We start from the raw sequence: 26,016 nt of genomic DNA on the forward strand, positions 1-26,016 counted from the left end.
GTAATAAGAAATAAGCAGAGGTGAATAAATTATGGAAGATAACCCGATACCAAAACAAATAGAAAGCCCGTCAAACCAAGTAAAAAACGAAACACCATGGTGGCAACGTTTTGCGGCAGGACTCAATGAGTTTTATCATGCGCCTTATCGCCAGACGATGGCACGCGCGGCACGTGATGAAGAAGACTTCTTTATGCTGCTGATGTTTGCAGAGAGCTTAGGCATTGATAATCCTGCTAGCTTTTATACCTTGGAGTTGCAGCCGTTATTTTTGGAAAATTTCCATGAATGGCATACGCGCATGGGGTTGGATAAATGCCCCTTTGACCACGTTGGTTGTTGTTAAGTCAACTGCTAGTTAGATTTATAAGAAAAAATGATAAAAAATGAATGAATTAAAATTGAGATAAAAATATGGCATTACACCCTCTACACGGATTAGTAGATCAACTATCGACCCAGCCTATTATCTTTATTGGCGGCAAGGGCGGTGTCGGTAAAACCACGACGGCTGCGGCACTTGCCAGCTATTATGCTAGCCAGCAAAAAAAGACCTTGATTGTCTCAACCGACCCAGCGCATAGCCTCGGTGATGTGTTAAATGTACGGCTCAATAATGAAAAAACTGCGATTACGCCGCATCTTGATGCCATTGAGCTCAACCCTGATGTCATCGTCGATGCGCATTTTGCTCAAGTTGAATCTACCATTAAATCTTATGCCAATCCAGATATGATGCCCAAAATCCGTGAGCACCTGCGTCTATCAAAGTCAGCGCCTGGCGCACAAGAAGCAGCCATGCTTGAATCTATGTGTCAGCATTTAATCACGGCTGCATATGCTGACTCTGATAAAAGGTATGAACATATCATATTTGATACCGCGCCCACTGGGCATACGTTGCGCTTACTCGTATTGCCAGAGATGATGGGCGCATGGACAGATGGGCTGCTAGCACAGCAGCGCCGACAGGCAAAATTACGCTCGGTCGCGAACCATCTAGATAGCCACAATCAAAAGAGCAGTCAAAAAGACATCAATAAAAAAGATGTGCCAAATCCGTTTGCCCAAAAAAAATCTGACCGCTGGGAGCAAGCGGTAGCCGTCCTAGAAAAACGCAAACAGCTGTTTCGACAAGCAGGGATATTGCTTCATGACCGTAGCCAAACAGCGATTGTATTGGTGATGACAGCCGACGTATTGCCATTAGCAGAAACCAAACGCGCTATCGAACAATTGGAAGAAAGTAAACTCACACCAGCCGCGATAGTCATCAATCAGCTGATAGCACCCACGCAGTCAGATGAATTTTGGCGTCTTCGTGCCGAGCGGCAACAGCAATTGCTGCAAGACATCGAAAAAAAATTTCCCAATTATCCACTGTATCCGATTTATTTACAGCAAACAGACGTACGCGGTACTGAAGCATTAAGTATGCTATTACGCCCCTCATCGTAAAGGTCGCTTGAAAGCCATATGTTTGAAAAATAAAAGAAACCGACCGTTAATACTTAACGCTCAGGCTTATATAACTGTAATTTACTTGCCAGCGACCACGCCATATCTGCACGTAGTAGCTGAGCCTGTTCAGATTTACCGCTACTAAGTGATGACCATTGCGGTTTGCCGCGAGCTTTTTTAAGCTCACTGGGTAATTTATGTGGCGGCCACGGCGTCACGACACTTTCTTCATTATCGTTACTTAGGTTGTCGTTATTTGAGATATCAGCATCGTTTTTTGCGCCGCTATATATCAGTTGGGTGGCATCGGTTGCTGCATGACCACGATGACACAGTGCGGTGAGCAAATCTATCGCTCGCGTGGCGAGTAAGGTTAGGGTGGCAGGGTCGATATATAAGCGCTTTACGCCAGTGATTTTATCAGCGATGCTACTGGTATTGGATAATAGCCCACCTGCGATACCACCGATGGCAGCGCCCAAACCTAACGTTGTACCGAGTGCCGCCGCATCAATGCCCAATCCTAATAATGCGCCCGCTGCTGCACCAGATGTCGTGCGAATACCATAGCTTTTGAGCAGTTCAGGGTCAAACGGGTCTTGCTGATAGGCTTGTAACTCAAGTGGCGTTGCTGCCACGGCGTTATCATAAAATTTATATAAGTTAAGCAGGCTGTTCTGCATTGCCCGTTCACTCTGCCTGACCGCTTCTTGCATTTGCGCAAGTACGGGCATTGGATCATCATCTTCACTAATTTCGCGCACAAATGAGGCAACATTTAATAAAAAATCGGCAATGATGATATTCGCCTCCTCATAGAGCTGCGCCCAGTTTTCTGTACGGCGTGCCATGAGTTGCTCAAGCATCTCAGAGTGAGTGAGCATGGTGGCAAGATTTTGCCATAAGCGCATCTCATCCTTAAACTCAAAAGCCACGGAATCAAAACGCGTTGAGATGTGCAAGTTACGTCTTGCGAGCATCGTCTGCCATGCGTCGATATTGGCATCTTGACTGTCAGTAAAGTTAAATACCGGCATAACAGGTATTGCAGCCCACGATAAAATAGCCAGCTCATCTTTATACTTACCGAGTACCGGCTCACGCGCATCGACAACATAGATGGCCATATCACTTGCCAGCAGCTGCCGAATCACTTTGGCTTCTTGGCTGTAGTCCTCATTGCTACCATTGCTAGTTAGCGCATCGCCGCCTTGGGCGATGTCGGCTGCTAAAAACTGCTGCAAGCGCTCAATACCGTCGCGGCGATTGGCAGTGTTGTCCTCTAGCCAATCCATTAACCCTGAAGCATCTTCTAAACCCGGTGTGTCATAAAGAACCACCAATACTTCGCCCGTTTGGCTGTCGGTCAATTTTGCTTGCTCGACATGGCGGGTGGTTGCTGCTTCGTTTTTCACTTCCCCAAAATAAACATCGCGTAGTAACGTGCGCAGTAGTGACGTTTTACCTGTATTGGTATGACCAACGACTGCTAATTTGAGCGCTTCGCCACTGGCAATGGTCTTTTTAGAGACATTATTATTAAAGGCAGTATTAACCGATAGCGCTTGATCATCTGACGCTGGTTTATCCAGCGATAGCTCTGTATCAGCATTCACATTTTCATTTTTAAAATCAGCTTCTGAGTCGCGTACGGGCTCATAGGCTTTATCGGCGAACAGGCCGACAGCTTTGGCATTATCTTGATGGTTGCTTTGATTATTATTGTCATTGTTCATAATAGAATCTTATTATTAATATTATTGAGTATCGGTATTAGAGTATCTAAACAAGCAAGCTAAACCAAGCCGATTTTTCGAGCGGCAAGGGCGGTCTGCCACTGCTGATAACGAACGTCCTGATTTTCTGAGCTTGGGATTTCTGAGTCTTGCTCTTGCTCGTTGGTGTTAGCGGTGTTGGCATCACCGAGCAGCTGTACAATAAGGCCGTCTGCGGCATGTTCGGCAATACGATCAAGTTTACGCAGTGTACCTCGGTCAGGTAAAGCCTTGCTATGTATACCTAGTAGCACTTGAACCGGATGGCTGTCCAAATAAGTCGTTAAGCGCTCCATATCATCACGGTCGTCAACAATACCGAAGTTCTCGACATTGCTAATGTTACTATTACTATGGCTACTTATGTCGGCATTCAGTCCTGATTGCCACCAATGATCCTGCTGTGATGGGTATTCAAGTAGAGCAACCAGTTTTTTACCAGTACTGACTGTCGCTTTTGGCGCGACAGGAGCGGGCGCTGCCTTAAAATCATCTTCATCGACCACATGACGCTGCCAAAAGTTTAGAATCTTTTGATAATACGGCTGCTTGATATCCAAACGCATTTTTTTACGGCGGAACATCAAGGCGCAAAATGTCCAAGCAATCGCCCTTGGTACAATGCCGTACATCAGCAAGCTACCGACCAATAAGCCTGCCCATTGCCGCGCCATCGATAATGGCATGGCATCCGTCACCAAACGACTCTGCACGATAGCAGCACTGTCCGGCACGGTAAATCCAACTTTGCTTGGTAACCAGCCGAGTATTTGAGTCAAAGTGATCAGCGCCTGATCAGAGAGTAATGTCGACTCCCAACTAAAGCTATACTGGCGCACAATCAACAAAAATATGATCGCAAGCAGCATACCAGTCAAGGTAGCGAGCCACAATTGATGGCTAAAGCGCCCCAGATACCAACGCATACCGCTGTGTTGTAATTGACGCTCGTACAAATCAACCGCCGCTTTGGTGACATCGTCCTTACCGCGTATCAGATAACTTGGACTCACAAAACTGGCAAACCAATTTGACGACTGCTTACCTTGATTAATCAAAGTCATGACTAGCCAGCCTAAGAGCATGATGGTATGAAACCCAAGCAGACAAACCAGCACATAAAAGAAGTTCACCACATTGGTCTGCAGCAAGGTAAACAGCCCCAAAAACCCCGAAATGCACCACAGCACACTCATAACCAGCATAATACCTTTGATGCGCCCATCAATTTTACCAAGCACACGTGCCAGCGCACCGTTACTATCGATACGCGAGGCGCGGCGATGCAACTTTTGAATGGGCTTCCCATCCTCACTTTGCAGCTTTTCTGTGATAAGTAGCGGGTCAGTGGCAAAGACATGCTGCTGCGTCTCAAGCGTTCGTACCAGCTCAGTCAATTGGTCTTGGGGCGATAGCATAGGGCGATGACATCCGTATAAAGGCGTTGGTTAAATTTAAAAGGTTAAGATTAAAGGTTAACGGCAGTTAGACATCTCAATTGATAGATGTCGAGTATTTACCCGTCAGTGATTATTGTAGCCTATATAGAATAGCGATAACTTCTATTATTCTTAGCGTTTTAGCATAGTAAATGTAAAGTAAATACGCCAAAATGAATGCAAGAATGCATATATATGATAATAAGGAGTGCTTTGTGAATCAAAAAAACTATTTAATCATTGGCGCTAGCGGTGGTATCGGCAAAGCGATGGTTAAACAGCTGATAGAGATGAGTGCTAATAATAAAAGCAGTGGAAAAATATTTGCCACTTATCATACAAATCAGCCTGACTTTGCAGCCGATAATTTGTATTGGTTACCGATGGATGTCAGCGATGAGAAAAGTATCGAGCAAGCCATTGCTGATATTAAGCAGCAAACCACTCATATTGATTGGGCGATTAATTGTGTGGGGCTATTGCATACGCCGCATAATCAACCAGAAAAAGCACTACGACAACTGGAGACGGACTTCTTTTTGCAAAATATGCAGATTAACGCCTTAGCCAGCTTGCTCATTGCCAAGCATATCAAGCCACTACTGGCTAAAGCTGAGCGCAGTACAAACGCACCGGCGATTTTTGCGACCATATCGGCTCGGGTTGGTAGTATCGGTGACAATGAGCTTGGCGGTTGGTACAGCTACCGTATGAGTAAAGCGGCACTGAATATGGGTATGAAAAATTTGAGCATTGAATGGAGTCGGTCGCTAAAGGATGTTTGCGTGGTCGTCATGCAACCAGGCACCGTCGATACCCAGTTGTCATCACCTTTTCAGGGCAATGTGGCTGACGAAAAATTGTTCTCGCCAGCTTATAGCGCTCAGTGTTTACTAGAAGTACTTGATAGCATGACTGCCGCCCAATCTGGCAGTTTTGTCGATTGGGCAGGTGAGTCGATAGCTTGGTAAAAGGCTGGTAAAAAATTGGTAAAAACACGATTCATAAAAACAAAAACGCGCTGAACTATTTATACGCTTTAACATTAATTAGCGACAAATAAATCCATAAACTCATTAACCGGGGTTTGCTCTAAGTGCTTTTGATCATCACACAAGGCAAAGATATCCGTGCAGCGACTGTCAATAAAGCGCGTTGCCAAGCTTGCTCGGAACTTCGCTTCTAATACGGGGATACCTTCTGCGCGGCGGCGCTTATGACCAATCGGGTATTCGACAGCGACTTTATCGGTACTGCTGCCATCTTTAAAGAATATCTGAATGGCATTGGCAATCGAGCGTTTATTTGGATCATGATAATCTTTTGAATAATTGGAATCTTCGACGACCACCATCTTACGGCGCAGCCCATCAATCAAAATATGATGCTGCTCGTGATAATCATCTTCATAGTTCTCTGCCATCAAGTCGCCCGTCAATAAAGGCACGGCAACCATATATTGCAAACAATGATCGCGATCGGCAGGATTGGCAAGTGCGCCTTCTTTGGAGATAATTCGAATCGCTGAATCATGCGTGGTCAGGACAATTTTTTCAATATCATCGATTCTATCATCAACCATAGGATGCAAAATAACCGCTGCTTCACAGGCGGTCTGGGCATGAAATTCGGCAGGAAAGCTTATCTTAAATAAAATATTTTCCATCACATAGCTACCAAACTCGCGCTGAAAGGTAAAACGGCGCTCGCCTGCAGGTTTGAGTGCCAAGTCTTTATTGGTATGGCTGAACAACACATCATAAAAGCCCCATTGCGGCGCGGTTAATGCGCCCGGAATGCCCATTTCGCCGCGGCGGGTGATATCGACCAAGCGTACCGCACGACTGGTGGCATCACCTGCCGCCCATGACTTACGGCTACCAGCATTTGGTGCATGACGATAGGTGCGCAGCGCTTGACCATCGACAATCGCTTGCGAGATGGCCGCCATGATGCGTTCGCGTGGTAATTTATAGAGTTTAGCAACCACTGCTGTTGAGGCGAGTTTGACGAGGAACACATGGTCTAGACCCACGCGGTTAAATGAATTGTCTAAAGCAAGCACGCCTTGAATCTCATGCGCCATAATCATCGCTTCTAAAACGTCGCGCATGGTGAGTGGTGCTTTATTTTGGCTGACGTTTTGCTGACTGATATAGTCCGCTACTGCTAAAATTCCGCCTAAGTTGTCCGAAGGATGGCCCCATTCGGCCGCAAGCCACGTATCATTATAATCAAGCCAGCGCACCATACAGCCAATATCAAAAGCGGCTTTAATGGGGTCGAGTCTATGAGGCGTACCAGGGACGCGCGCCCCGTTAGGAGTGATTTGATCGGCGCAATCGGGTCCGAGGTGTTTGGTACATTCAGGAAAACGCAGTGCCAGCAGTCCGCAGCCTAGGGTGTCCATCAGACAGTGGCGAGCAGTATTCCAAGCATCGGCACTATTGGGCGAGTCGTTATCGATAGAGTAATTGAGCACATAGTCGGCGATTTTTTGAATTTCATCGTCATACTCTGGACGGATATTGCTTTCTACCGTAGCGTTTTGAGTCGTAGACATAGTCGTTACCTCTTCCTTGAGTCCAATATTTGAGCGATTGATAAGCGACATGATTTATCAATCAGTGATGCATCAAAAATAACATACTCAATATCGAACAACAGTGAAGTCGTGTAAGACTGTTTAATGGTTTAATGGTTTAATGGTTTAATGGTTTAAACCATGAGATAAACCAAACCGATAATAAATAAAAGCGCCAGTATTAGTAGCAAAAAACTGAGAATACTACTCACCATCCCTGAGCTTTGTTTTTTCACTTTCACTTTTTTAATGACAGGTAAAACCATGATGACATGCTCGATACCGTCCTCAAGATAGCGTTCACCTTCAACAATAAATCCAAGTGATTCGTAAAAGTTTAGCAAATAAGTCTGGGCGGAGATGATGATGGTTTTTTTACCATACTTTTTGCGGCAGTATTTGATGGCTTCAAGCATCATTTGACGGGCAACGCCATAGCCGCGATGCTCTGCTAACACTAAAACCCTGCCAATCGCCGGTATCGGATCTGATGGATTAACCGAGGATCTTTTTTGATTAAATTGCGGCGGAATGATGCGGCAATAGCCAATCAAGGCTTCATTTTGATGGGCGACCAGATGCAGACAATCAAAATCGACCTCGTCCATATCTTGATACGGACAGTTTTGCTCGACCACAAATACTTGTGAGCGGGCTTTTAAAATATGGTAAACATCAACGGTGGTCAGCTCATCAAAGGTTTTTATAGAGAATTCACAGGTCATAGTCAAATAGCTTCTAACGATTTAAAGGGCTTTTATAACGTATTAAAGACTGAGCATTATAACGATTTTGCCCTGCATTAACTATTTAAGGTTTGACTGATTTTATCTAAATTCAAACTATCGGACATGGCATTGAATATCTCATAGTATTTACCGTGATTGGCATAAAGCTCTTCATGCGTGCCAGTCTCCATCACACGGCCATTTTCAATCACCACCAAGTCATCAGCATCAATAATTTGCGAGATATTGTGCGAGACAATAATCACCGTACGGTCTTTTTTAATTAAATCTAGACTGTGCTTAATCTGCTGGGTGGCAATAGCATCAAGACTGGCCGTTGGTTCATCCAAAAATACAATCGGTGGGTTTTTTAAAAACATCCGTGCCAGCGCGATACGCTGCTGCTGACCGCCAGAGAGCAGTTTGGCTTCACTGTCATAACCTTCAGGCATACCAACGACTTGCTCATGAATAGAGGCTTGTTTAGCCGCGTCGATAATCTCCTCATCAGTGGCATCCATCGCCCCGTAACGAATGTTGTCGGCGATCGTCCCTGAGAAAATATGGTTCTTTTGTAGCACCAAGCCGATTTGCTCACGCAAGTCATGGGTGCTGTAGTCCTCTAAATTGCGTCCATCGAGACAAATGGTGCCGCTACTTGGGTCATAGAATTTGACCAATAAATTAATAATCGTGCTTTTACCTGCGCCACTTAATCCGACCAAAGCGGTGATACGATTGGGATGAATATTAAAGCTCACATCATGCAGCGCCTGCTTGCCATTGGGGTAGGAGAAATTAACATCTTTTAGCTCAATATGACCTTTTAAATCGGTACATTTGACTTTGCCTTCGTTTTCAATTGCTTGATCGTCATCCAAGATATCAAAAAAACCTTCGGCATAGGTGAGGGCATTATTAATTTGGTCGTAAATACGGTGCAATTCGCGAATGGGAGCGGCGACGTTTTGAAATAGTAGGATATGGAACATAATCGCGCCAATGGTCATCTGTCCGTTGAGCACAAAATATGAGGTCAAAACAATAATCGCCACCACGCCGATTTGCTCGATAAAGGTTTTGCCAGCGTTATACATAAACGCAATACTGCGAATACGTAGCTGATTGGCGGTCATATCCTTTTGGATGTCCCAGTGCTTACCGGACTCAATCGGCTCGCGCACAAAGGATTTAATCACTGTGATAGAGTCAATAATCGAAATCACCAAGCCGCTTTTGGTCTCGCGGTATTGGCGCATTTGTTTGCGAAACCCTTGCAAACGGTTGGCTTGTTTTTGACTGACAAAAAAGTAAATCGGCACGATAATCAGACCGACCATACCGACCCAAAAATTGGCATTAAACATAATGATTAATGACACGATAGCACTGGCAAACAGCGGCAGCATGTCAATAAAGAAGTTTTGTACCAATTGCGTGAGACTACTGACCCCCAAATCAATGCGGGTTTGCAGCTTACCGCTGGCGTTCTCGTCGCTGGTATAAAACGCCATTTTGTAAGACAAAATACGGTCAACCACCTTTTGTGACAAATCACGCGATAAGTTAATACGAGTACGCTCACCAAAATAGCGCTGACCAAAGGTGATGATGACGTTTAGTATCTCTTTCACCAATAAAATCACACTAATGAGCGTCAGTAATTTTATGCCTTCTACCCATGGGTCGGGCAAATCGACAATATTGGTTAAGGTATCAATGGTATATTGCAAGACAAAGGCGTTCACCTGTGCGGTAAATGACCCAAGCACTGTCAATATTAAGGTTAATAAGAAAAGCCCGCGATAGGGTCTGGCAAACTCTCCGAGCCTTTTTAGAATCGACCACAACAAAGCCCCCCGTTCCTTTTTTTTGGTGGGCGGCTTGATGTCTAAAGGAACACGGCGTGGCGGAGTACTCATAGGGTTAAGGCGCTATTTAATTTGATATTGGCATTTATTTACTGCTTATTATTCATAATAATAAGCGACCACCAGTATAAAGACTTTAAGCAGCATCTTAAACCTTGTTACTTTTAAGTTTCTTTTAAGTTTCTTTTAAGTTCGTTTCCTAAAAATTGTCGTTATTAAAAAGCATCCGCTGGTACAAAAACTTCACCAACCATAATACGGCGAGCAGAGCGGCTCATGGAGACTTTTTTCGCTTGCCAGCGTCCGTTCACGCGTTCGGTTTTACCACCGACGAGTAGCGTTCCTGATGGATGCCCAAAGCGCACTTCACCTAATTCACTACCGCCAGCAGCCTCATTGACCAATGTACCTTGCGTCGTTGCTGCTGCGGCAATCGCCACCGCTGCCGTACCCATCATCGCATGATGTAATTGTCCCATACTCATCGCGCGTACGACCAAATCAATATCTGCTGCATCAACGGCTTTGCCACTGGATGCGCTGTAACTTTGTGCGGCAGCTACCCAAGCAAGTTTTGGCATGTGCTGACTGGTTTGTGCGTCAGACTCATCTTTGAATAATCCCATCGCCACACCGCCACGCGCGCGGATTGCCTCTAACTTAGCTAAGGTTTCGCTATTACTGATGTCGCCTTGCAGCTCAGTACCGGTAAAGCCCAAATCCTCGCTTTTCATAAAGATAGTTGGAATACCGGCACTGATAAAGGTAGCTTTGACGCTATCGGTATTTAAACCACAGCCAGACACATCAAAATCATCGATTAGGTTGCCCGTGGGGAACATATCGCTTGATGAATCTACCGGGTCGATAAATTCAATTTTGACCTCAGCGGCAGGGAAGGTCACACCGTCTAATTCAAAATCGCCGGTTTCTTGGACTTGTACCTTGCCTTGTGCATCTAAGTAAACAGGCACATGAGCGATAATGGTTTTACCGATATTCTCTTGCCAAATGCGGACTTCGCAAATGCCACTCTCACTACTGTCATCAATACTATTAGTAACTTTATCAGCATCAACTAAGCCCATATTAATCGCACAAGCACCAACAGCCGCGGTCAAATTACCACAATTACCTGCCCAATCTATCATAGGTTTGGAGATATTGACTTGTCCAAACAGGTAGTTCACATCGTGATCTGCTTGTTTAGCTTTAGACAAAATCACCGTCTTTGAAGTGCTAGAGCTACCATTTCCCAAGCCGTCAATTTGCTTACCATAAGGGTCGGGGCTGCCAATAACTCGTAATAAAAAGTTATCACGCGACTTACCGGCCACTTGGCAGCGCTCTGGTAAATCAGATAGTTTAAAGAAAGTGCCTTTTGAGGTGCCACCACGCATATAAGTAGCGGAGACAGAGATTTGTGGGGCGAATTTTGGTGTGTTTTCTAAAGTTGATTGGGTCATTTCTTATTCCTTATATCTGTTTATGAGGATGAGAGTCGTTAATACACTATTTTTGTGGTAAAATGCCACAAGGATTAATATTTTGAATATGGAGAAAGTTATGTCCACTGCAAGCATACGTCTTAACAAGGCGCTGGTTGATAAAGCCTATGCGATATCTAAAGCACAACATCGTACCCCGCCAAAGCAAATAGAGCATTGGGCTACCATTGGACAAATTATGGAAGACAACCCTGATCTGTCTTACGAATTTGTTCGTCAGCTTTTGATTGCGCAAGCAGAAGTTGATGCTGGTATGGTTGAACCCTACGAATTTGGATAGTTCATTTTGGATAAACAATGACTCAGTCTTTAAGTATTATTCAATCGCATAGTTTTAAAAAAGCCGTTAAAAAATTGCACAATAATCAGAAAGCTGATTTAGATGATGCTGTACGTGCCATCATTGACCATCCTGATATAGGTGTGCAAAAAGTAGGTGACTTATCGTCCGTACGAATTTATAAGTTTAAAATGCTAAAGCAGTTAACATTATTGGCTTATCAAATCGATGATGGTCAACTTGTCCTTACCTTGTTAATGTTTGGCCCACATGAAAACTTTTATCGGAATGTTAAATTAATACTTTAATGCTCGTTATAAAGCACTAGGCTCATTATTTTTCATATCCAAAGATTAAAAAACCGATGCCGTATAATTTATACAACATCGGCTCTTTGATTACTCAAAATTCATGCGGATTACGCAATATCTAACGTGCCATCGATAAACTCTTTGGCAAAGCGTTGTAGCATACCGCCAGCGTTATACATTTTCACCTCATCAGCGGTATCTAAACGGCAGATAACGGGTGCTTTATTAACGCTGCCGTCTTTACGGTGAATCACGAGCGTCATCTCACCACGAGCAGATACTTCGCCTTCGATATCGAATATTTCAGTACCATCGATATTTAAGGTATTGCGATTGACCCCTTCTTTAAACTGCAAGGGGAGCGCGCCCATACCGACCAAGTTTTGACGATGGATACGCTCAAAATCTTCTGCAACCACGACTTCAACGCCAGCCAGACGTACACCTTTGGCAGCCCAGTCACGGCTTGAGCCTTGACCATAGCCGTCACCGGCGATGATGATCAGCGGTTGCTCGCGGTTCATATAGGTTTCAATCGCTTCCCACATGCGCATGACCTGACCTTCTGGCTCGACTCGGGCTAATGAGCCTTGGATGACTTCACCTTTCTCGTCACGTACCATCTCATTGAGCAATTTAGGGTTGGCAAAGGTCGCACGCTGGGCGGTTAAATGGTCGCCGCGATGGGTGGCATAAGAGTTATAGTCTTCCGCAGGCAGACCCATGGTATCAAGGTACTCGCCAGCGGCCGAATCGCCCAAAATCGCGTTAGACGGTGATAAATGGTCAGTAGTGATATTGTCACCAAGTACCGCCAGTGGACGCATACCTTTTAGCTTATTCATTGCCGCCATTTTGCCTTCCCAATACGGCGGACGACGGATATAAGTGGTCATCTCGCGCCAGTCATAAAGTGGGCTTAGCGCTTTGCCGGTGTCTTTTTTGGCTTCATCAAACATTGGGATATACACGGCATTAAATTGCTCAGGCTTCACGGCTGCCGCGACGATAGCATCAACTTCATCGTCATCAAACCAGATGTCTTTTAAATACACGTCATTGCCATCCGTGTCTTTACCTAATGAGTCTTTTTCGATATCAAAGCGAATGTTACCGGCGATAGCGTAGGCAATCACTAATGGCGGTGACGCTAAAAACGCTTGCTTAGCATACGGGTGGATACGACCATCAAAGTTACGGTTGCCAGATAGTACCGCGGTGGTAAATAGGTCACGGTCGATGATTTCTTGTTGGATATCAGGATCTAGCGCGCCACTCATACCGTTACAGGTAGTACAAGCAAAGCCAACCACGTCAAAGCCAATCTCTTGTAGCTCTGGCATCAGGCCAGCTTCTTCTAGGTACATTTTGACCGTTTTTGAGCCGGGTGCTAAAGATGATTTCACCCAAGGCTTACGCAATAAGCCTTTTTTATTAGCATTACGCGCAACCAGACCAGCAGCAACCATATTGCGCGGGTTAGACGTATTGGTACAGCTGGTAATCGCGGCGATAATCACGGCGCCATCTGGCATTAAGCCATCTTTTGGTTCAGGTAATTTGTCACCTTCACCGTGAGCAATGCCTTTCGCAACCAAGTCTGTGGTTGAAACGCGCGCATGCGGACGCGAAGGACCTGCCATGTTACGAACGACTTTTGATAAATCAAACTCAAGAACGCGTGGATAAATGGCATTTTCCATACCGTCAGCCCACAGACCGGTTTGCTTAGCATACTGCTCAACCAGTTTGATTTGTTCTTCACTACGGCCCGTTAGACGCAAATAATCGATGGTTTGCTCATCGATATAGAACATCGCGGCGGTTGCGCCATATTCTGGGGTCATGTTTGAGATAGACGCACGATCACCAACGCTTAATTGGCGTGCCCCTTCACCGAAGAATTCGATATAAGTAGAGACTACGCCTGCATCACGCAAGAACTCGGTCATTGCCAATACTAAGTCCGTACCAGTAATGCCTTTTTGCAATTTGCCCGTTAACTTAACACCAACATAATCTGGCAGGCGCATATAAGATGGATTACCTAGCATGACGCTTTCGGCTTCAAGCCCGCCAACACCGATTGAAATCACACCTAAAGCATCAACCATCGGCGTGTGGCTATCGGTACCGACCAAGGTATCGGCAAACGCCACTTGTTCACCGGCTTTGTTTTGAACCACCTGAACCACAGGCGACATTTTCTCTAGGTTGATTTGATGCATGATGCCGTTACCAGGCGGTACCACGTTGACGTTATCAAAGGCGTACTGGCACCAGTTGATAAAGTGAAAACGGTCATCGTTACGGCGCTCTTCGATGGCGCGGTTTTTCTCAAAAGCGTTTTCTTCAAAGCCTGCATGCTCAACGGCTAGTGAATGGTCGACAATAAGCTGAGTCGGTACGATAGGGTTTACTTTTGATGGATCACCGCCTTGCTCGGCGATGGCATCACGTAGACCTGCCAAGTCAACAAACGCGGTCTGACCTAAAATATCATGGCAAACGACACGGGCAGGGTACCAAGGAAAATCGAGGTCTTGCTTGCCTTCAATATGCTGCTTAAGCGCTGCGGTTAAGTCTTCTGGTGGGCAGCGGCGTACCAAGTTTTCACACAATACTTTTGAGCAGAACGGTAGTTTGTCATAGGCGCCAGCTTCGATATTTTCAATCGCTTCACGGGCGTCAAAGTAATACAAATCGGTATCGGCTAATGGCTTTTTAAATTGTTCATTCATCGGTTGTACGAGGGCATTGTCCATAAGTCACCTTTGGCTGTTGGCTGGTTGCAATGAGGCTAAAAAGGGGTAAATTTTTTTAGTAAAAGCGTCAAAATAAAATCAGACTTTGCTAAAAAAACTTTTAAGCGTTAATTTTTTAAACATTGAAGGTAGGGAGTTGTAAGGCGTGTCTTCAGCTGTTTTACTAAAAATGAAGATGAAGCACACCCTACAAACATATTGTTTTAAGAAAAATTATTATTTCAAGACGAGTTAACGCGCACTCATCTCTGGTACTGGGCGCAATTCTTCACCAGTATATTCGGCACTTGGGCGAATGATACGGTTGTTAGCGCGTTGCTCAAACACGTGAGCGGCCCAACCAGTTAAGCGTGAGCAAACAAAGATTGGCGTGAATAGTTTGGTTGGAATACCCATAAAGTGATAGGCAGAGGCATGGAAGAAATCGGCATTACAGAACAGCTTTTTCTCACGCCACATCACTTCTTCGCAGCGTACCGATACTGGGTATAGCACAGTATCACCAACGTCAGCGGCTAACTTCTCAGACCAGCCTTTAATCACCACGTTCCGTGGATCTGATTCGCTATAGATGGCATGACCAAAGCCCATGATTTTGTCTTTTCGCGCCAGCATCGCCATCATCTCTTCTTCGGCTTCATCTGGTGAGCTAAAGCCTTCAATCATATCCATCGCCGCTTCATTGGCGCCGCCATGTAAGTGACCACGTAACGAGCCAATCGCGCCAGTGATACAAGAGTGGATATCAGATAGGGTAGAGGCACAAACACGCGCGGTAAAGGTTGAGGCGTTAAACTCATGCTCAGCATAAAGAATAAGTGAGACGTTCATCACCTTAGTATGAAGCTCGTTTGGTTTTTCACCTTTAAGCAGATGTAAGAAGTGACCGCCAATCGTATCATCATCGGTTTCGGTTTCGATACGCACATTGTCGTGGGTAAAGCGGTACCAGTAATTGATGATTGATGGGAATACCGCCAGCATGCGGTCGGTTTTATCGTTCTGTTGTGAGAAGTCAGTTTCCATCTCAAGGTTACCAAGCATTGAGCAGCCGGTACGCAATACATCCATCGGATGGGCGTCCGCAGGAATACGCTCAAGGACGTCCTTTAATGCTTGAGGTAAGCCGCGTAAACCTTTCAATTTAGTCTGATAAGCATCAAGCTCACTTTGGGTTGGCAAGTTGCCATAAAGTAGCAAATAAGCCACTTCTTCAAAGACGCATTTATCGGCCAACTCTGACACATCATAACCGCGATAAGTCAGCCCTGAGCCTGATTTACCGACCGTCGATAGTGCTGTCTTGCCAGCGACCTGACCACGTAGACCTGCGCCTGACAATACTTTTGTTGATTGGTTCTGTGCTGCCATGTTAAATTCCTTTTGTTGGTAGCTCTTTTTGAGTTGAAAAATAAAGATGACTAAAAGTGAATAAGCAAAACTAAAGGTAGATGATTTTGCTTATGATTGACTTAATGCTTATTTACTATTGGCAAACAACTTATCTAGCGTTTGCTCAAACTCATGATAGTTTAAGAAGTCATAAAGCTCCATACGCGTTTGCATGGTGTCGACGACTTTTTCTTGCGTACCATCATCAAGCAGATGCTGATAAACGTTTAGTGCCGCTTTGTTCATCGCACGAAACGCTGATAAGGGATACAGTACCATATCAACCCCAACGCCATATAACTGCTCAGTGGTATAAAGGTCAGTTTGACCAAACTCAGTCATATTGGCAAGCACTGGAATATCAAGCACATCAGTAAATTTGCGATACATCTCAATATCAGTCAATGCTTCGGCAAAAATCATGTCAGCACCAGCCTCTTGGAAAGCAACGGCGCGCTCAACCGCTGCATCAAGCCCTTCAACAGATAGGGCGTCTGTACGAGCCATGACCACAAAGTCTTTGTCTGTTTTGGCATCAAGTGCCGCTTTTAAACGATCAACCATCTCAGAGATACTAACGATTTCTTTATTTGGGCGATGACCACAGCGTTTTTGCGCCACTTGGTCTTCGATATGCACCGCTGCAACGCCGGCTTTTTCCATTTTTTTAATGGTTTGAGCGATATTGAAGGCACCGCCGAAGCCAGTGTCGATATCGACCAATAGCGGCGTCTCAACTGCATCAGTAATACGGCGTGCGTCTTCTAAGACATTATCAAGGCTGGTCATCCCTAGATCAGGCAGACCAAATGAGGCATTGGCCACGCCCGCACCTGAGAGATATAGCGCTTGATGACCGACTTGGGTTGCCATCATCGCCGTATAAGCGTTGATCGCGCCGACAATTTGTAATGGTTGGTTGTTATCGTTTTTTTGTTTTATTGCACTGCGAAAGCGAGCGCCAGCTGAAGAGGTCATATCGTCGTCCTTACGTGGAGGGTAATCTTATCGTGTGATGAAGGATAAAATTGTTGTGCTTGATTATACCCAATTATCCATGACTGCAAAGCGGTGTTTCTCAAGCTTATATTAAATTTACTTTAAACAGTGATTACTTATATTAAATATATTCAATTGTAGAATAGTAATATCCATTTTTTAAACCTTTATCATAATAGTTATTCATATTACTAAAGTCGTCATCTTTACCATATTAATTAATTTACATTTAGTTACAAATAGCTGGGTTTTTTGTCAGTCAACTCTTAAAAAAAATAATCACTTAACAATGAAAAGCCCTCATAGCAGGGCTAAAAGGGCTTTTTTTACTTCTATCATAGAATCTTAATGGTAAATATTGCTTAACCAATAAATCCTGCAAGGTTAGCAAGGAACAAGAGCGCAAAACCTGTCAAGAATATCAACCCTGCAATCGATAAGGCATTCATACCCATTGATAGTTTTTTATGGTTTTTAACCAATGAATAATTAAGCCAACCAAAAATAGGCGCCGAGACAAACGCCGATATCATCGCAAACTTAAGCATCACCCCTAATTGTCCGGTAAAGAAAGTGATAATCACCAATCCGCCACCAATCGCATAAGTGGTCCAAAAAGCGATTTGTTTTTTATTAATCTCACTTTGACCTTTAATCAAACGCCAGCATTCGGCATTGGCGCGGCCGTAACCATCAGCGCAGGTAATCGTGGTGCCAAACATGCACATAAAGGCGACGAAGGCGACCAGTAGGCGTGACCATTCGCCAATGGTGGCGGTATACATGTTAATCAGCTGATTGATATAAGCGCCGCCGACCAGTTCAATCTCTTGACCCGAGCCATATTGTACGAACACACCTAACGCTAAGAAAAACAGCGCTAAAATAGCCGACACTGCGTAACCAACGTTAAAGTCTAACAAACCTTGGCGGTGAGTGGTGTTGTCGGTTTTTCTTTTGGCTGACGTCCACATCGAGGTAATCGCTGCAAACTCAAGTGGCGCTGGCATCCAGCCCATCAGTGCGACAATGAAACCCAAGGTCGCAAGATTCCAAGGAGATGCGGCGACAAAATCTGTCACCATAACCGTTGGCTTGCCAGCGGCAATGACCACCGCGGCGACCGTTGCTGTGGTCAGGGCAATCATAATCCACTTGGTCACGCCATCGAGCAGCTTATAGTGACCAGCAATCAAGAAGAACCATGATACTGCTACGATAATCATCGACAAGCTCATGGTTGAGAGCTGAACAGAGGCGGGCAGCATAAAACCTAAGATAACCGCTGCTATTAGGGACACCGCACCCGTACTAATCACCGCTGATAGGATGGAGAGAATAAAGTAAATCCAAAGATAGGCCTTTGAGCGTTTGGCATAGCCTGCGATCAAACTCTCGCCCGTATCATAAACATAATCGGTGCCGAAGCGAAAAAACGGATATTTAAAGACGTTGGCTAAAATAATCATAATCGCCAGCTGCCAGCCATATAGCGCGCCCGCCTGCGTCGATGAAATCAGATGCGAACCACCGATAGCAGCAGTCGCCATTAATATACCGGGGCCAAAAATCCGCCAGCTAAATCCTTCTTGCTGGGGAACAGCGTGCCCAGTTGCGCCATCGTCGGTGGCGCTTGGAGTGTTGAGTGGTTGTGTGGTCATGAATACCTCGAAATGGTTAAAACGGCAAAACATCACTTACCTGTGTCAGTTTGCCAGTGATCATGAGAGAAACGGTTTATACAATATATAGCAGTTAAACTATAAACATAAAACGATTCATCTTGTATCGACTTTAGCATACTGCTGCTGAGCAAGATAAGGATTATTTTAATTATTATTACTAATAGTTTGCATACCTATTCTTGATGGTTAGCATAATAATTTATGAATATCAAGGGTTAGCGCCAAGTTTTTTTTGCCGGTTCTTTATACCACAATACGCTGCCGATAGCTGCCATTTCGCACGATTTAGAGTGCTTCACGGTACTTTCGTGCACTTTACCCTTGCGAGGTAAAACTTTGCTTACGATAAGTGATACCACGGCGCTCATAGACTTGATAAATCGCGCTAAGCAAGTCGGGGATTTTTGGATGGATAAAGTCTTTAAGGGTATGCAGGTAGATAGGAGAGGTGGCATTTTCATGCAATAGGCGACGATAAACGATCTGCTCGGTACGCACCGTTTTTAGGCTGGCAGGGACTAAAGTAATGCCTTCGCCCGCGGCAACCAAACCGAGCGCCACTTGTAAATCACTGACGGTGGTGGTCATAAATGGTGAAATACCATATTGGGCAAATAAATGCAGCAAAGGCTCAGTGACTGGCTCAAAAGAAGGCTGATCGTTAGAAGACTTAATAGGTATCGCGGTCGTCGAAATAGGCAGATGGGTTTGATGGTATAAAATCAAGCGGTTATTTGCCAAGTCAATCAGACGCTGCTCATCGCTATCGGCGAGCGGATGTGCTTTAGGCAGTGCTACCAGATAACGCTCATGCCGCAATAGTATTTGCTGAATCCACGGATCTTGATGCGCAAAACGCCCAAAGCCAATATCAATATCACCGCTTTTTAAGGCGTGAATTTGCTGATAGGAACTGATGTCCTTGAGATTGACCTCAATATCAGGATGAGACTGCTTTAGCTTGGCGATAACCTCAGGTAATAGCCCGTACAGCACCGATGGTACAAAGCCAATATTTAAAGCCGCACTTGGCGCCGATAAGCGCTGGGTCATACTGGTGACGGTATCAATCTCTGTCAGAATGGTGCTGATTTTATCGTAAAAAAATGCACCCGCTTCGGTCAGGTGGAGCGGTCTATGATAGCGGTCGATTAATTCTACGCCCATATCGGTTTCAAGTTGCTTGAGCAACCGGCTAAGCGTCGGCTGTGACAACCCCGTCTTGCTAGTAGCGGCGCTAAAGCTTTTAAGATCAGCGATAGCGATAAAGGCATTGAGCTGTTTTAGATCCATATGATGATACTCACCTGTTTATGACGCTCATTTAATCAGATATGTTAGCTATTTTATGTAAATAGCAGCGACCCAGCTAAAATTATACTTGAAGGATAGGGAGTGACACACTATATTGTGTGGCAACGATAGTGTTACAATTTAGCAAACAATTGATGTAAATTAGTTATATAGATAAAACGTAAAAAATCATTTATACCTTAATTTTAGCAATCATCTAATTTTTGTGGCATTCACTGTTCTGGTATCTCTTCATGAGCGACAAAAAAAGCAAGAAAAGCACTGATCTAGAGGCAAATTTGGCTAAAATCGCTAATGCTAAGCCGCGTAGACGCTCGCGTAAAAACGATATCTATGAGCGCTTTATCACGCGTGTCGAAAATGTGGACAGCAATGACAATGAAGATGGCGAACAAGCCAGTAGTATTAGCGGCAACGGCAACGGCAGGCTCGCACTGCTAAAAAACGCTGATAAACTGTCCTCATACGAGCCTTTGAGCGCAGCAGAGCTAGAATTGTTCGCCAGCCAGCAAGAGGATTTTCAACCAGAGAGCAGCCTACAGCGAACGAGCAGTAAAAGTACCGGCGTTCATTTGAATTTCTTTGATGAAGATGAGCGTCTAGAGGTAAGTGGTACAGCAAGCAATGAAGCTGACCTACCTCATGATGCTATGGTAAAAGAAAAAGCCTCCTTTTCCAGTACAGACTCTTTAGATGATGCCAAGCACATTTCTAAAAACCATTCTAAAAACGATGAAAACATTCAAGATCATGATTCTAAAAGTACTAATGAGAACATAGATAACGACGGTTTGGTAGTACAAAGTCCAACCGCATTTACCCTCTCAAAAAATAAAAAGCTGGCAAGTAGCAAAAAACCGCTCATTATTGGCATGATAGTGGGCTCATTATTCATTGCTGCGGTGGTACTGGCCCTTATTTTTACGGGGGCCTTATCAACGTCAACCAAAGCGCCTGCACCTGTATCTAAGGTGGTGGCATCTGATAACGCTGGCACGTCGAACGGTAGCAATAACAGCGAGAGTAATACCATAAATACAGCAAACAATAGTGCCTATAGCAGCAATCAATCGACGGTAGATACCCAGCCCAATATAGCAAACACTGACGTCAAAGGGGCTAATAATAAACAAGCCGCTGCTATCAATGATTCAGAAGATGAATCGACGCCTGAGCCTGTGATCACATACGAGGACTTTAGACAAGAGTCGCAAAGTACCTTGTATCGTGAGACTAATGACTAAGCTGAGATAAAAGGGGGTTTGGTCAACAAGTTTGTGTTTTGATACCGTTTATCTGTTAATTCTTACGCTCATCCTAAAAATCATTGCACAATCTTCACCGTATTTGCCGCAAAAAACGCTAACCATAGACGGCGGCCTTCATCATTAAAGCGCCGTACCGTATCAAAACACTGTTGCCGTGCCGTCTCATCTACTAAAGGCGCAGGTAATAATGGGTCAAATATCACACTGCGGATAGCGGCATCGCCAAGCATAAATACCTCGCGCAAAGCCGTATCCGCGCTCAAATTATCCTTATTCGCTAACCATTCATTCAATTGAGCAGACATCTCTTTATAGTGTGTTACCAATTGCATATCTGACCACAGCGCCAAAGCCTTTTCTTGTCTTAACGCATCAAAATCACCAGCCTTAAAGATGATGGCTTCTTCGTCTAATCCCAAATTTAATAGACGTTTGCGCACGCCATTTATACCGCCGTGTAGATTATTTGGGCGTATATATAGTCCTTTATCCAGCTGGCGAAATCCTAATAAGGATAAAGCGCGGTCACGAGCGCGGAGTATTTTGCGATCGCTGCGCGGCAAACCACCTGTTGCTACTGCTATCCACGAACCGTCTGATTTCATAGTTTTTGTATTGGACGTATGCCATGAAGCCACATCATCGCCTAGTTTTTGTGCTTTAGGGCCTAATCGATAAGTCGCAGGTGCGATTGCCTCAGCAAGCTCTGCTTGGACTAAGCGTGCCATAGTGACACGAATGCTGTTTTCTGTGATACCAAATACCGTGCCTGCCAAAATAGCTTCACTAATATTAAGAGTATGGTTATCCGCTACCGTTAACAAGCGCATAATGAGCAGACGGGGACTAGGGTTATTCATATTACATTCCTTGACGAAATAAACAGTATGATGTAATACTAAGCGTTTTAAAATAGTATATATAAGCCAAAATCAAGGAAGATAGCAGTTATGGCAGCGACAAATCAATTTAATACGCATGAAGTCAATAATCAACCTTTTACGCTTGCGAACTATAACGCTTGGCTCACAGATATAGCTCTGATGGAAGCGGTCGCGCGCGAAGGAGCAGGGTGGGCGAAAGATCATTTAAGCGAGTTTGGCGCTCGTACTGGCGGTGATATGATGGGTAGTGGATTTTTAGCCAATGAAAACCCACCTAAATTAAGGGCGTTTGATAGTTATGGTCGCCGCTTAGATGAAGTTGAGTTTCATCCAGCCTATCATGAGCTTATGACGGCTGGCGTGAAGTATGGGATGAATAACTTTGCCTGGCGCAATGAAAACCGCGAAAGCGCCCATGTAGCGCGCGCTGCTGTAATGTATCTAGGCTCGCAGCCCGAGGCAGGTTTTGGTTGCCCGATGTCGATGAGCTATGCTGCCATTCCTGCCTTACGCCATACGCCGCAAATTGCAGAGAAATGGCTACCCAAGCTATTATCGCAACAATACGATCCACGTAGCTTGCCGATGGAACAAAAACTCGGCTGTACCATGGGTATGGGCATGACTGAAAAGCAAGGTGGCTCCGATTTACGTCGCAATACCACGCGAGCAACACGCCAAGAAGACTGTACTTATGAAATTATCGGTCATAAGTGGTTTTTCTCAGCACCAATGTGTGATGCGCATTTGGTGTTAGCGCAGTCTGAAAACGGTCTAAGTTGCTTCTTAGTGCCGCGTTTTCGTCCTGATGGTACAAAAAACGCCGTTCGTATTCAGCGTCTTAAAGATAAGCTTGGCGACTGGGCAAATGCTTCATCAGAAGTCGAATTTCATGGCGCTTTTGGTGAATTGGTTGGCGTCGAAGGTCGCGGCATTGCCACCATCATTGAAATGGTGGCGCTGACTCGTTTGGACTGCATGATTGGTTCTGCTGCCCAAATGCGTCAAGCGGTTGTACAAGCCATTCATCACACCAGTCAGCGTGAAGCCTTTGGTAAGTTACTCATTGACCAGCCGATTATGCGCAATGTGATTGCTGACTTGGCGCTAGAGTCGGAGGCGGCATTGGCGCTGACGATGCGCATCGCGCGCGCGGTAGGCATGATAGAAAGCGACCCGCATGAAGCCGCCCTTGCACGCATTGCTACCGCGATTGGCAAATACTGGATATGCAAACGCACGCCCGTGCTTATTAATGAAGCGCAAGAGTGCCTAGGTGGTAATGGTTACGTTGAAGAAAATATCATGCCGCGTCTCTACCGCCAAGCGCCCTTAAACTCCATTTGGGAGGGAAGTGGCAATGTGCAATGTCTAGATGTGCTGCGCGCTTTAAACAAAGAACCTGAAACCCATGATGCGCTATTCGCCGAGCTACAAAAATCGGCTGGCAAAAACCTGCATTTTGATGCCGAGCTTAGCCTATTAGCAGGACGCTTTGATGGCATTGAGACCTTAGAGTTTCGCAGTCGCTACGTGGTTGAGCGCTTGTCATTGATGCTGCAGGCGTCAATTTTATTATCAAGCGCTCATCCAGAGATTGCAGAGGCATTTTGTCGTTCACGGCTTACAGGCGAGCATGGACTTGCCTTTGGAACATTAAGTCTTGATGCGCCAATAGATCTGCTGATAAAGCGCGCTGCTGGCGCAACCGAAGCATTGCAAAACTTGCAGCAAAGTTTAGAGCAGTCATTAGCGGCAACAATGACTGATAACGAGAGTGTGATTGGCTAACGTTAATAAAGACTGGAAAAGATAAGATGGTTTCGAGTATAGAGATTTTATAGTTAAAGCCATGATGCGGCACAACAAATAGCATTGTGTGGCATCAGCGGCTTTTTAAATTCTTATCCTTTAACGAAAACCTCTTAATAAGAACCTATAGCTAGCAACCCTTCTATAATGCTTATTTAACTTATGGCTACCTAAATTTAGGTTCACGATTTAAAAGAGTTAATTTTCTATTAAAAACAATGACCTATAGTTAATATAAAAATAAGTGGTTCATGAACCTTGGTATGTGACATAGCCTGAGTACAACAACTTTAATTTAAACTATTAGGAGTCTCAACTGAGACACTGAATTACGCTAAAAAATCAAGATGATCGTTCATTCATTCTCCTAGCTTTTTTATTTAAGGGGGTTTTTCATTACAAAATGAGAAAACCAGCCATACTGAAAAAGTAGCGATATTAGCACAATTCTTGCTGATTGCTTCTTGGTTAGAGTGAATAAATCATCATTTATATCAATGAATTATACTTCTGATTCTTCAGTAGATACTTGAAATGAGTATTTGAGTTTTTCATACATGGCAAAGCACTTTCACTACTTGGCTTTTGTAAAGCACTCTCTCTTTATAATTGACCTCTTAAGCTGATTTGCCTGCTAGTCAAATTTAGTGCCGAACAATATTGAGCTACGTTTGAGGCACGAGGGCTTCGCTTTTGATATAAAAATATCTTGTACTTTTTGAAACTGACTATCTAAAGCAATACCATTTGAACGAATAATATTACCTATTAAAAAGCCTCTGTCATAAATATAGACAATGCCTTTACCTTTATCCCAATAGGTCACTCCTTCAGGCAGTATAGGCGTAGAAAACATGCCATCACTTGACTCTATTAATAAACAACCCTCTATTACAACCAATCGTCCACCGACCCCCATGTCTAACTGGGGTTCCTCAGGATCAAAAGGGTATGTAAATATATCTGCATATGTCGGTGTTAATATATTAGAGATATCCTCTATTTCAGTCTTCAGGACTTTATTCTCACTAGTGGCTTTATTCATCATGTTTTTTGAAGGTGTCATACAACCTGATATTAAGATTGCTAAAAATATGATTAAGTATTTTTTAAGCTTATGGCTGTCCTTATACACTGTATTCATCTGAAATATCATCCTTAAATTTATTAGCATATGTTTACTAAATCAGCCTAAACCCTTGTATATAATCAGGACATCATCCGAATTATAAAGAGGTACAGCGCCGTGAAAAACCGTAACTATTACATTTATAAAAAGCCTACGATTAAGCTCAGCATGGGTATGCTTGCTTTAGGCAGTTTACTGGCAATCGCTGGTTGTAATAATAGCTTGGTTGACAATCAACTGATAAAAGCGGCAGCCGAAAAACCTGTAGTTAGCAAGACTGAGAACCCTTCAACCCCAAAGACTGATAAGAACTATATCGCTGCTGACGACTCTGCTTCAACGCCTGAAGGTATCAAGCAAGTCGTTAATGCCAACAATCAATTCGCTATTGATCTGTATCAGCAGATAAATAAGCAACCTGCACAATCAGATAAAAACATCTTCTTCTCGCCCTATAGCTTGTCCACTGCCATGGCTATGCTCTATGCCGCAGCAGAGGGTGAAACAAAGCAGCAAATCCAAAAGACCTTTCATTATCCAACGCCAGCTATCCTTAATCCCAATAGGGCCGCGCTCTACAATCAATTTAATAAACCCAATTCAAATTATGACTTAAGCACGGTTAATGACTTATGGATACATCAAGGCTTGAGCCCCAATCAAACTTATTTGGATACGGTGCAGCGCTATTACGGTGGTAAAGTCACCACTCTTGATTTTAAAAACAGTCCTGAACCTTCCCGTCAGACTATCAATAAGACCATTGCCAAACATACCAAGCAGATGATTCCTGAGCTGCTCGCAAAAGATA

Annotated in this window: 21 protein-coding genes; 8 read left to right on the top strand and 13 right to left on the bottom strand. The window is 44.3% G+C overall.

The window, feature by feature from the left end; all coding sequences use genetic code 11:
• Window positions 1-31 precede the first annotated feature (31 nt).
• Window positions 32-346 (top strand): cory-CC-star protein, encoded by a 315-nt coding sequence (locus CXF58_RS03100; RefSeq protein WP_068404746.1) that lies wholly within the window; start codon window positions 32-34, stop codon window positions 344-346.
• A 68-nt stretch (window positions 347-414) separates the two neighbouring features.
• Entirely contained in the window at window positions 415-1,458 is a 1,044-nt protein-coding gene (locus tag CXF58_RS03105) for an ArsA family ATPase (RefSeq protein WP_102076559.1), read from the top strand.
• Window positions 1,459-1,511: 53 nt separating this feature from the next.
• Here the strand turns inward: CXF58_RS03105 and CXF58_RS03110 are convergent, their stop codons facing one another.
• A complete protein-coding gene (locus CXF58_RS03110) occupies window positions 1,512-3,197 on the bottom strand; it encodes a DUF3482 domain-containing protein (protein ID WP_102076560.1) in 1,686 nt (561 codons plus the stop codon).
• 59 nt (window positions 3,198-3,256) lie between these two features.
• Window positions 3,257-4,654 (bottom strand): DUF2868 domain-containing protein, encoded by a 1,398-nt coding sequence (locus tag CXF58_RS03115; RefSeq protein ID WP_102076561.1) that lies wholly within the window; start codon window positions 4,652-4,654, stop codon window positions 3,257-3,259.
• 236 nt (window positions 4,655-4,890) lie between these two features.
• Here CXF58_RS03115 and CXF58_RS03120 point away from each other — a divergent pair, with 236 nt between their 5' ends.
• On the top strand, window positions 4,891-5,646 hold the full coding sequence (locus CXF58_RS03120; RefSeq protein WP_102076562.1) for an SDR family oxidoreductase: 756 nt from the start codon (window positions 4,891-4,893) through the stop codon (window positions 5,644-5,646).
• Between the two features lie 74 nt (window positions 5,647-5,720).
• Here the strand turns inward: CXF58_RS03120 and CXF58_RS03125 are convergent, their stop codons facing one another.
• The 4 genes from CXF58_RS03125 to prpF form a co-directional block, all read right to left on the bottom strand.
• A complete protein-coding gene (locus tag CXF58_RS03125) occupies window positions 5,721-7,238 on the bottom strand; it encodes a bifunctional 2-methylcitrate dehydratase/aconitate hydratase (RefSeq protein WP_102076563.1) in 1,518 nt (505 codons plus the stop codon).
• 155 nt (window positions 7,239-7,393) lie between these two features.
• Window positions 7,394-7,984, bottom strand: coding sequence for a GNAT family N-acetyltransferase (locus CXF58_RS03130; protein ID WP_068404734.1), 591 nt, complete (start codon window positions 7,982-7,984; stop codon window positions 7,394-7,396).
• 77 nt (window positions 7,985-8,061) lie between these two features.
• A complete protein-coding gene (locus tag CXF58_RS03135; RefSeq protein WP_102076564.1) occupies window positions 8,062-9,909 on the bottom strand; it encodes an ABC transporter ATP-binding protein in 1,848 nt (615 codons plus the stop codon).
• 164 nt (window positions 9,910-10,073) lie between these two features.
• Complete coding sequence (gene prpF, locus CXF58_RS03140) at window positions 10,074-11,324, bottom strand: 2-methylaconitate cis-trans isomerase PrpF (protein ID WP_102076565.1); 1,251 nt, start codon at window positions 11,322-11,324, stop codon at window positions 10,074-10,076.
• Window positions 11,325-11,424: 100 nt separating this feature from the next.
• Between prpF and CXF58_RS03145 the strand changes: the two genes are divergently transcribed.
• Window positions 11,425-11,646: a TA system antitoxin ParD family protein gene (locus CXF58_RS03145; RefSeq protein WP_068404729.1), complete on the top strand. Its 222-nt coding sequence runs from the start codon at window positions 11,425-11,427 to the stop codon at window positions 11,644-11,646.
• A gap of 17 nt (window positions 11,647-11,663) precedes the next feature.
• Entirely contained in the window at window positions 11,664-11,954 is a 291-nt protein-coding gene (locus tag CXF58_RS03150) for a type II toxin-antitoxin system RelE/ParE family toxin (protein WP_102076566.1), read from the top strand.
• Between the two features lie 110 nt (window positions 11,955-12,064).
• Here the strand turns inward: CXF58_RS03150 and acnD are convergent, their stop codons facing one another.
• The 5 genes from acnD to CXF58_RS03175 form a co-directional block, all read right to left on the bottom strand.
• Window positions 12,065-14,722 carry a Fe/S-dependent 2-methylisocitrate dehydratase AcnD gene (acnD, locus tag CXF58_RS03155; RefSeq protein WP_102076567.1) on the bottom strand — a complete coding sequence of 886 codons (2,658 nt, stop codon included), beginning with the start codon at window positions 14,720-14,722 and terminating at the stop codon, window positions 12,065-12,067.
• Between the two features lie 231 nt (window positions 14,723-14,953).
• A complete protein-coding gene (gene prpC, locus CXF58_RS03160; RefSeq protein WP_102076568.1) occupies window positions 14,954-16,093 on the bottom strand; it encodes a bifunctional 2-methylcitrate synthase/citrate synthase in 1,140 nt (379 codons plus the stop codon).
• A 108-nt stretch (window positions 16,094-16,201) separates the two neighbouring features.
• Entirely contained in the window at window positions 16,202-17,092 is an 891-nt protein-coding gene (prpB, locus tag CXF58_RS03165) for a methylisocitrate lyase (protein WP_102076569.1), read from the bottom strand.
• A gap of 383 nt (window positions 17,093-17,475) precedes the next feature.
• A complete protein-coding gene (locus tag CXF58_RS03170; RefSeq protein WP_102076570.1) occupies window positions 17,476-18,774 on the bottom strand; it encodes an NRAMP family divalent metal transporter in 1,299 nt (432 codons plus the stop codon).
• A 339-nt stretch (window positions 18,775-19,113) separates the two neighbouring features.
• Window positions 19,114-20,091 (bottom strand): LysR substrate-binding domain-containing protein, encoded by a 978-nt coding sequence (locus CXF58_RS03175; RefSeq protein ID WP_068404719.1) that lies wholly within the window; start codon window positions 20,089-20,091, stop codon window positions 19,114-19,116.
• 254 nt (window positions 20,092-20,345) lie between these two features.
• On the opposite strand from CXF58_RS03175, the gene CXF58_RS03180 reads away from it, so the two are divergent.
• Window positions 20,346-21,356: a hypothetical protein gene (locus tag CXF58_RS03180; protein ID WP_102076571.1), complete on the top strand. Its 1,011-nt coding sequence runs from the start codon at window positions 20,346-20,348 to the stop codon at window positions 21,354-21,356.
• 80 nt (window positions 21,357-21,436) lie between these two features.
• Here the strand turns inward: CXF58_RS03180 and CXF58_RS03185 are convergent, their stop codons facing one another.
• Entirely contained in the window at window positions 21,437-22,240 is an 804-nt protein-coding gene (locus tag CXF58_RS03185) for a PaaX family transcriptional regulator C-terminal domain-containing protein (protein WP_102076572.1), read from the bottom strand.
• A 90-nt stretch (window positions 22,241-22,330) separates the two neighbouring features.
• On the opposite strand from CXF58_RS03185, the gene CXF58_RS03190 reads away from it, so the two are divergent.
• Window positions 22,331-24,055: an isovaleryl-CoA dehydrogenase gene (locus CXF58_RS03190; RefSeq protein ID WP_102076573.1), complete on the top strand. Its 1,725-nt coding sequence runs from the start codon at window positions 22,331-22,333 to the stop codon at window positions 24,053-24,055.
• 655 nt (window positions 24,056-24,710) lie between these two features.
• Here the strand turns inward: CXF58_RS03190 and CXF58_RS03195 are convergent.
• Window positions 24,711-25,220 carry a hypothetical protein gene (locus CXF58_RS03195; RefSeq protein ID WP_068403484.1) on the bottom strand — a complete coding sequence of 170 codons (510 nt, stop codon included), beginning with the start codon at window positions 25,218-25,220 and terminating at the stop codon, window positions 24,711-24,713.
• Window positions 25,221-25,322: 102 nt separating this feature from the next.
• On the opposite strand from CXF58_RS03195, the gene CXF58_RS03200 reads away from it, so the two are divergent.
• A partial coding sequence (locus tag CXF58_RS03200; RefSeq protein WP_145989794.1) for a serpin family protein occupies window positions 25,323-26,016 on the top strand: 694 nt, incomplete at its 3' end.

This window comes from Psychrobacter sp. Sarcosine-02u-2, assembly GCF_002836335.1.
In the GTDB taxonomy this organism is placed as follows: domain Bacteria; phylum Pseudomonadota; class Gammaproteobacteria; order Pseudomonadales; family Moraxellaceae; genus Psychrobacter; species Psychrobacter faecalis.

Coding starts and splice junctions, on each gene's coding strand:
- CXF58_RS03100 (WP_068404746.1), top strand. CDS start 32: ATGGAAGATAACCCGATACCAAAACAAATAGAAAGCCCGTCAAACCAA.
- CXF58_RS03105 (WP_102076559.1), top strand. CDS start 415: ATGGCATTACACCCTCTACACGGATTAGTAGATCAACTATCGACCCAG.
- CXF58_RS03110 (WP_102076560.1), bottom strand. CDS start 3,197: ATGAACAATGACAATAATAATCAAAGCAACCATCAAGATAATGCCAAA.
- CXF58_RS03115 (WP_102076561.1), bottom strand. CDS start 4,654: ATGCTATCGCCCCAAGACCAATTGACTGAGCTGGTACGAACGCTTGAG.
- CXF58_RS03125 (WP_102076563.1), bottom strand. CDS start 7,238: ATGTCTACGACTCAAAACGCTACGGTAGAAAGCAATATCCGTCCAGAG.
- CXF58_RS03130 (WP_068404734.1), bottom strand. CDS start 7,984: ATGACCTGTGAATTCTCTATAAAAACCTTTGATGAGCTGACCACCGTT.
- CXF58_RS03135 (WP_102076564.1), bottom strand. CDS start 9,909: ATGAGTACTCCGCCACGCCGTGTTCCTTTAGACATCAAGCCGCCCACC.
- prpF (WP_102076565.1), bottom strand. CDS start 11,324: ATGACCCAATCAACTTTAGAAAACACACCAAAATTCGCCCCACAAATC.
- CXF58_RS03145 (WP_068404729.1), top strand. CDS start 11,425: ATGTCCACTGCAAGCATACGTCTTAACAAGGCGCTGGTTGATAAAGCC.
- CXF58_RS03150 (WP_102076566.1), top strand. CDS start 11,664: ATGACTCAGTCTTTAAGTATTATTCAATCGCATAGTTTTAAAAAAGCC.
- acnD (WP_102076567.1), bottom strand. CDS start 14,722: ATGGACAATGCCCTCGTACAACCGATGAATGAACAATTTAAAAAGCCA.
- prpC (WP_102076568.1), bottom strand. CDS start 16,093: ATGGCAGCACAGAACCAATCAACAAAAGTATTGTCAGGCGCAGGTCTA.
- prpB (WP_102076569.1), bottom strand. CDS start 17,092: ATGACCTCTTCAGCTGGCGCTCGCTTTCGCAGTGCAATAAAACAAAAA.
- CXF58_RS03170 (WP_102076570.1), bottom strand. CDS start 18,774: ATGACCACACAACCACTCAACACTCCAAGCGCCACCGACGATGGCGCA.
- CXF58_RS03175 (WP_068404719.1), bottom strand. CDS start 20,091: ATGGATCTAAAACAGCTCAATGCCTTTATCGCTATCGCTGATCTTAAA.
- CXF58_RS03180 (WP_102076571.1), top strand. CDS start 20,346: ATGAGCGACAAAAAAAGCAAGAAAAGCACTGATCTAGAGGCAAATTTG.
- CXF58_RS03185 (WP_102076572.1), bottom strand. CDS start 22,240: ATGAATAACCCTAGTCCCCGTCTGCTCATTATGCGCTTGTTAACGGTA.
- CXF58_RS03190 (WP_102076573.1), top strand. CDS start 22,331: ATGGCAGCGACAAATCAATTTAATACGCATGAAGTCAATAATCAACCT.
- CXF58_RS03195 (WP_068403484.1), bottom strand. CDS start 25,220: ATGAATACAGTGTATAAGGACAGCCATAAGCTTAAAAAATACTTAATC.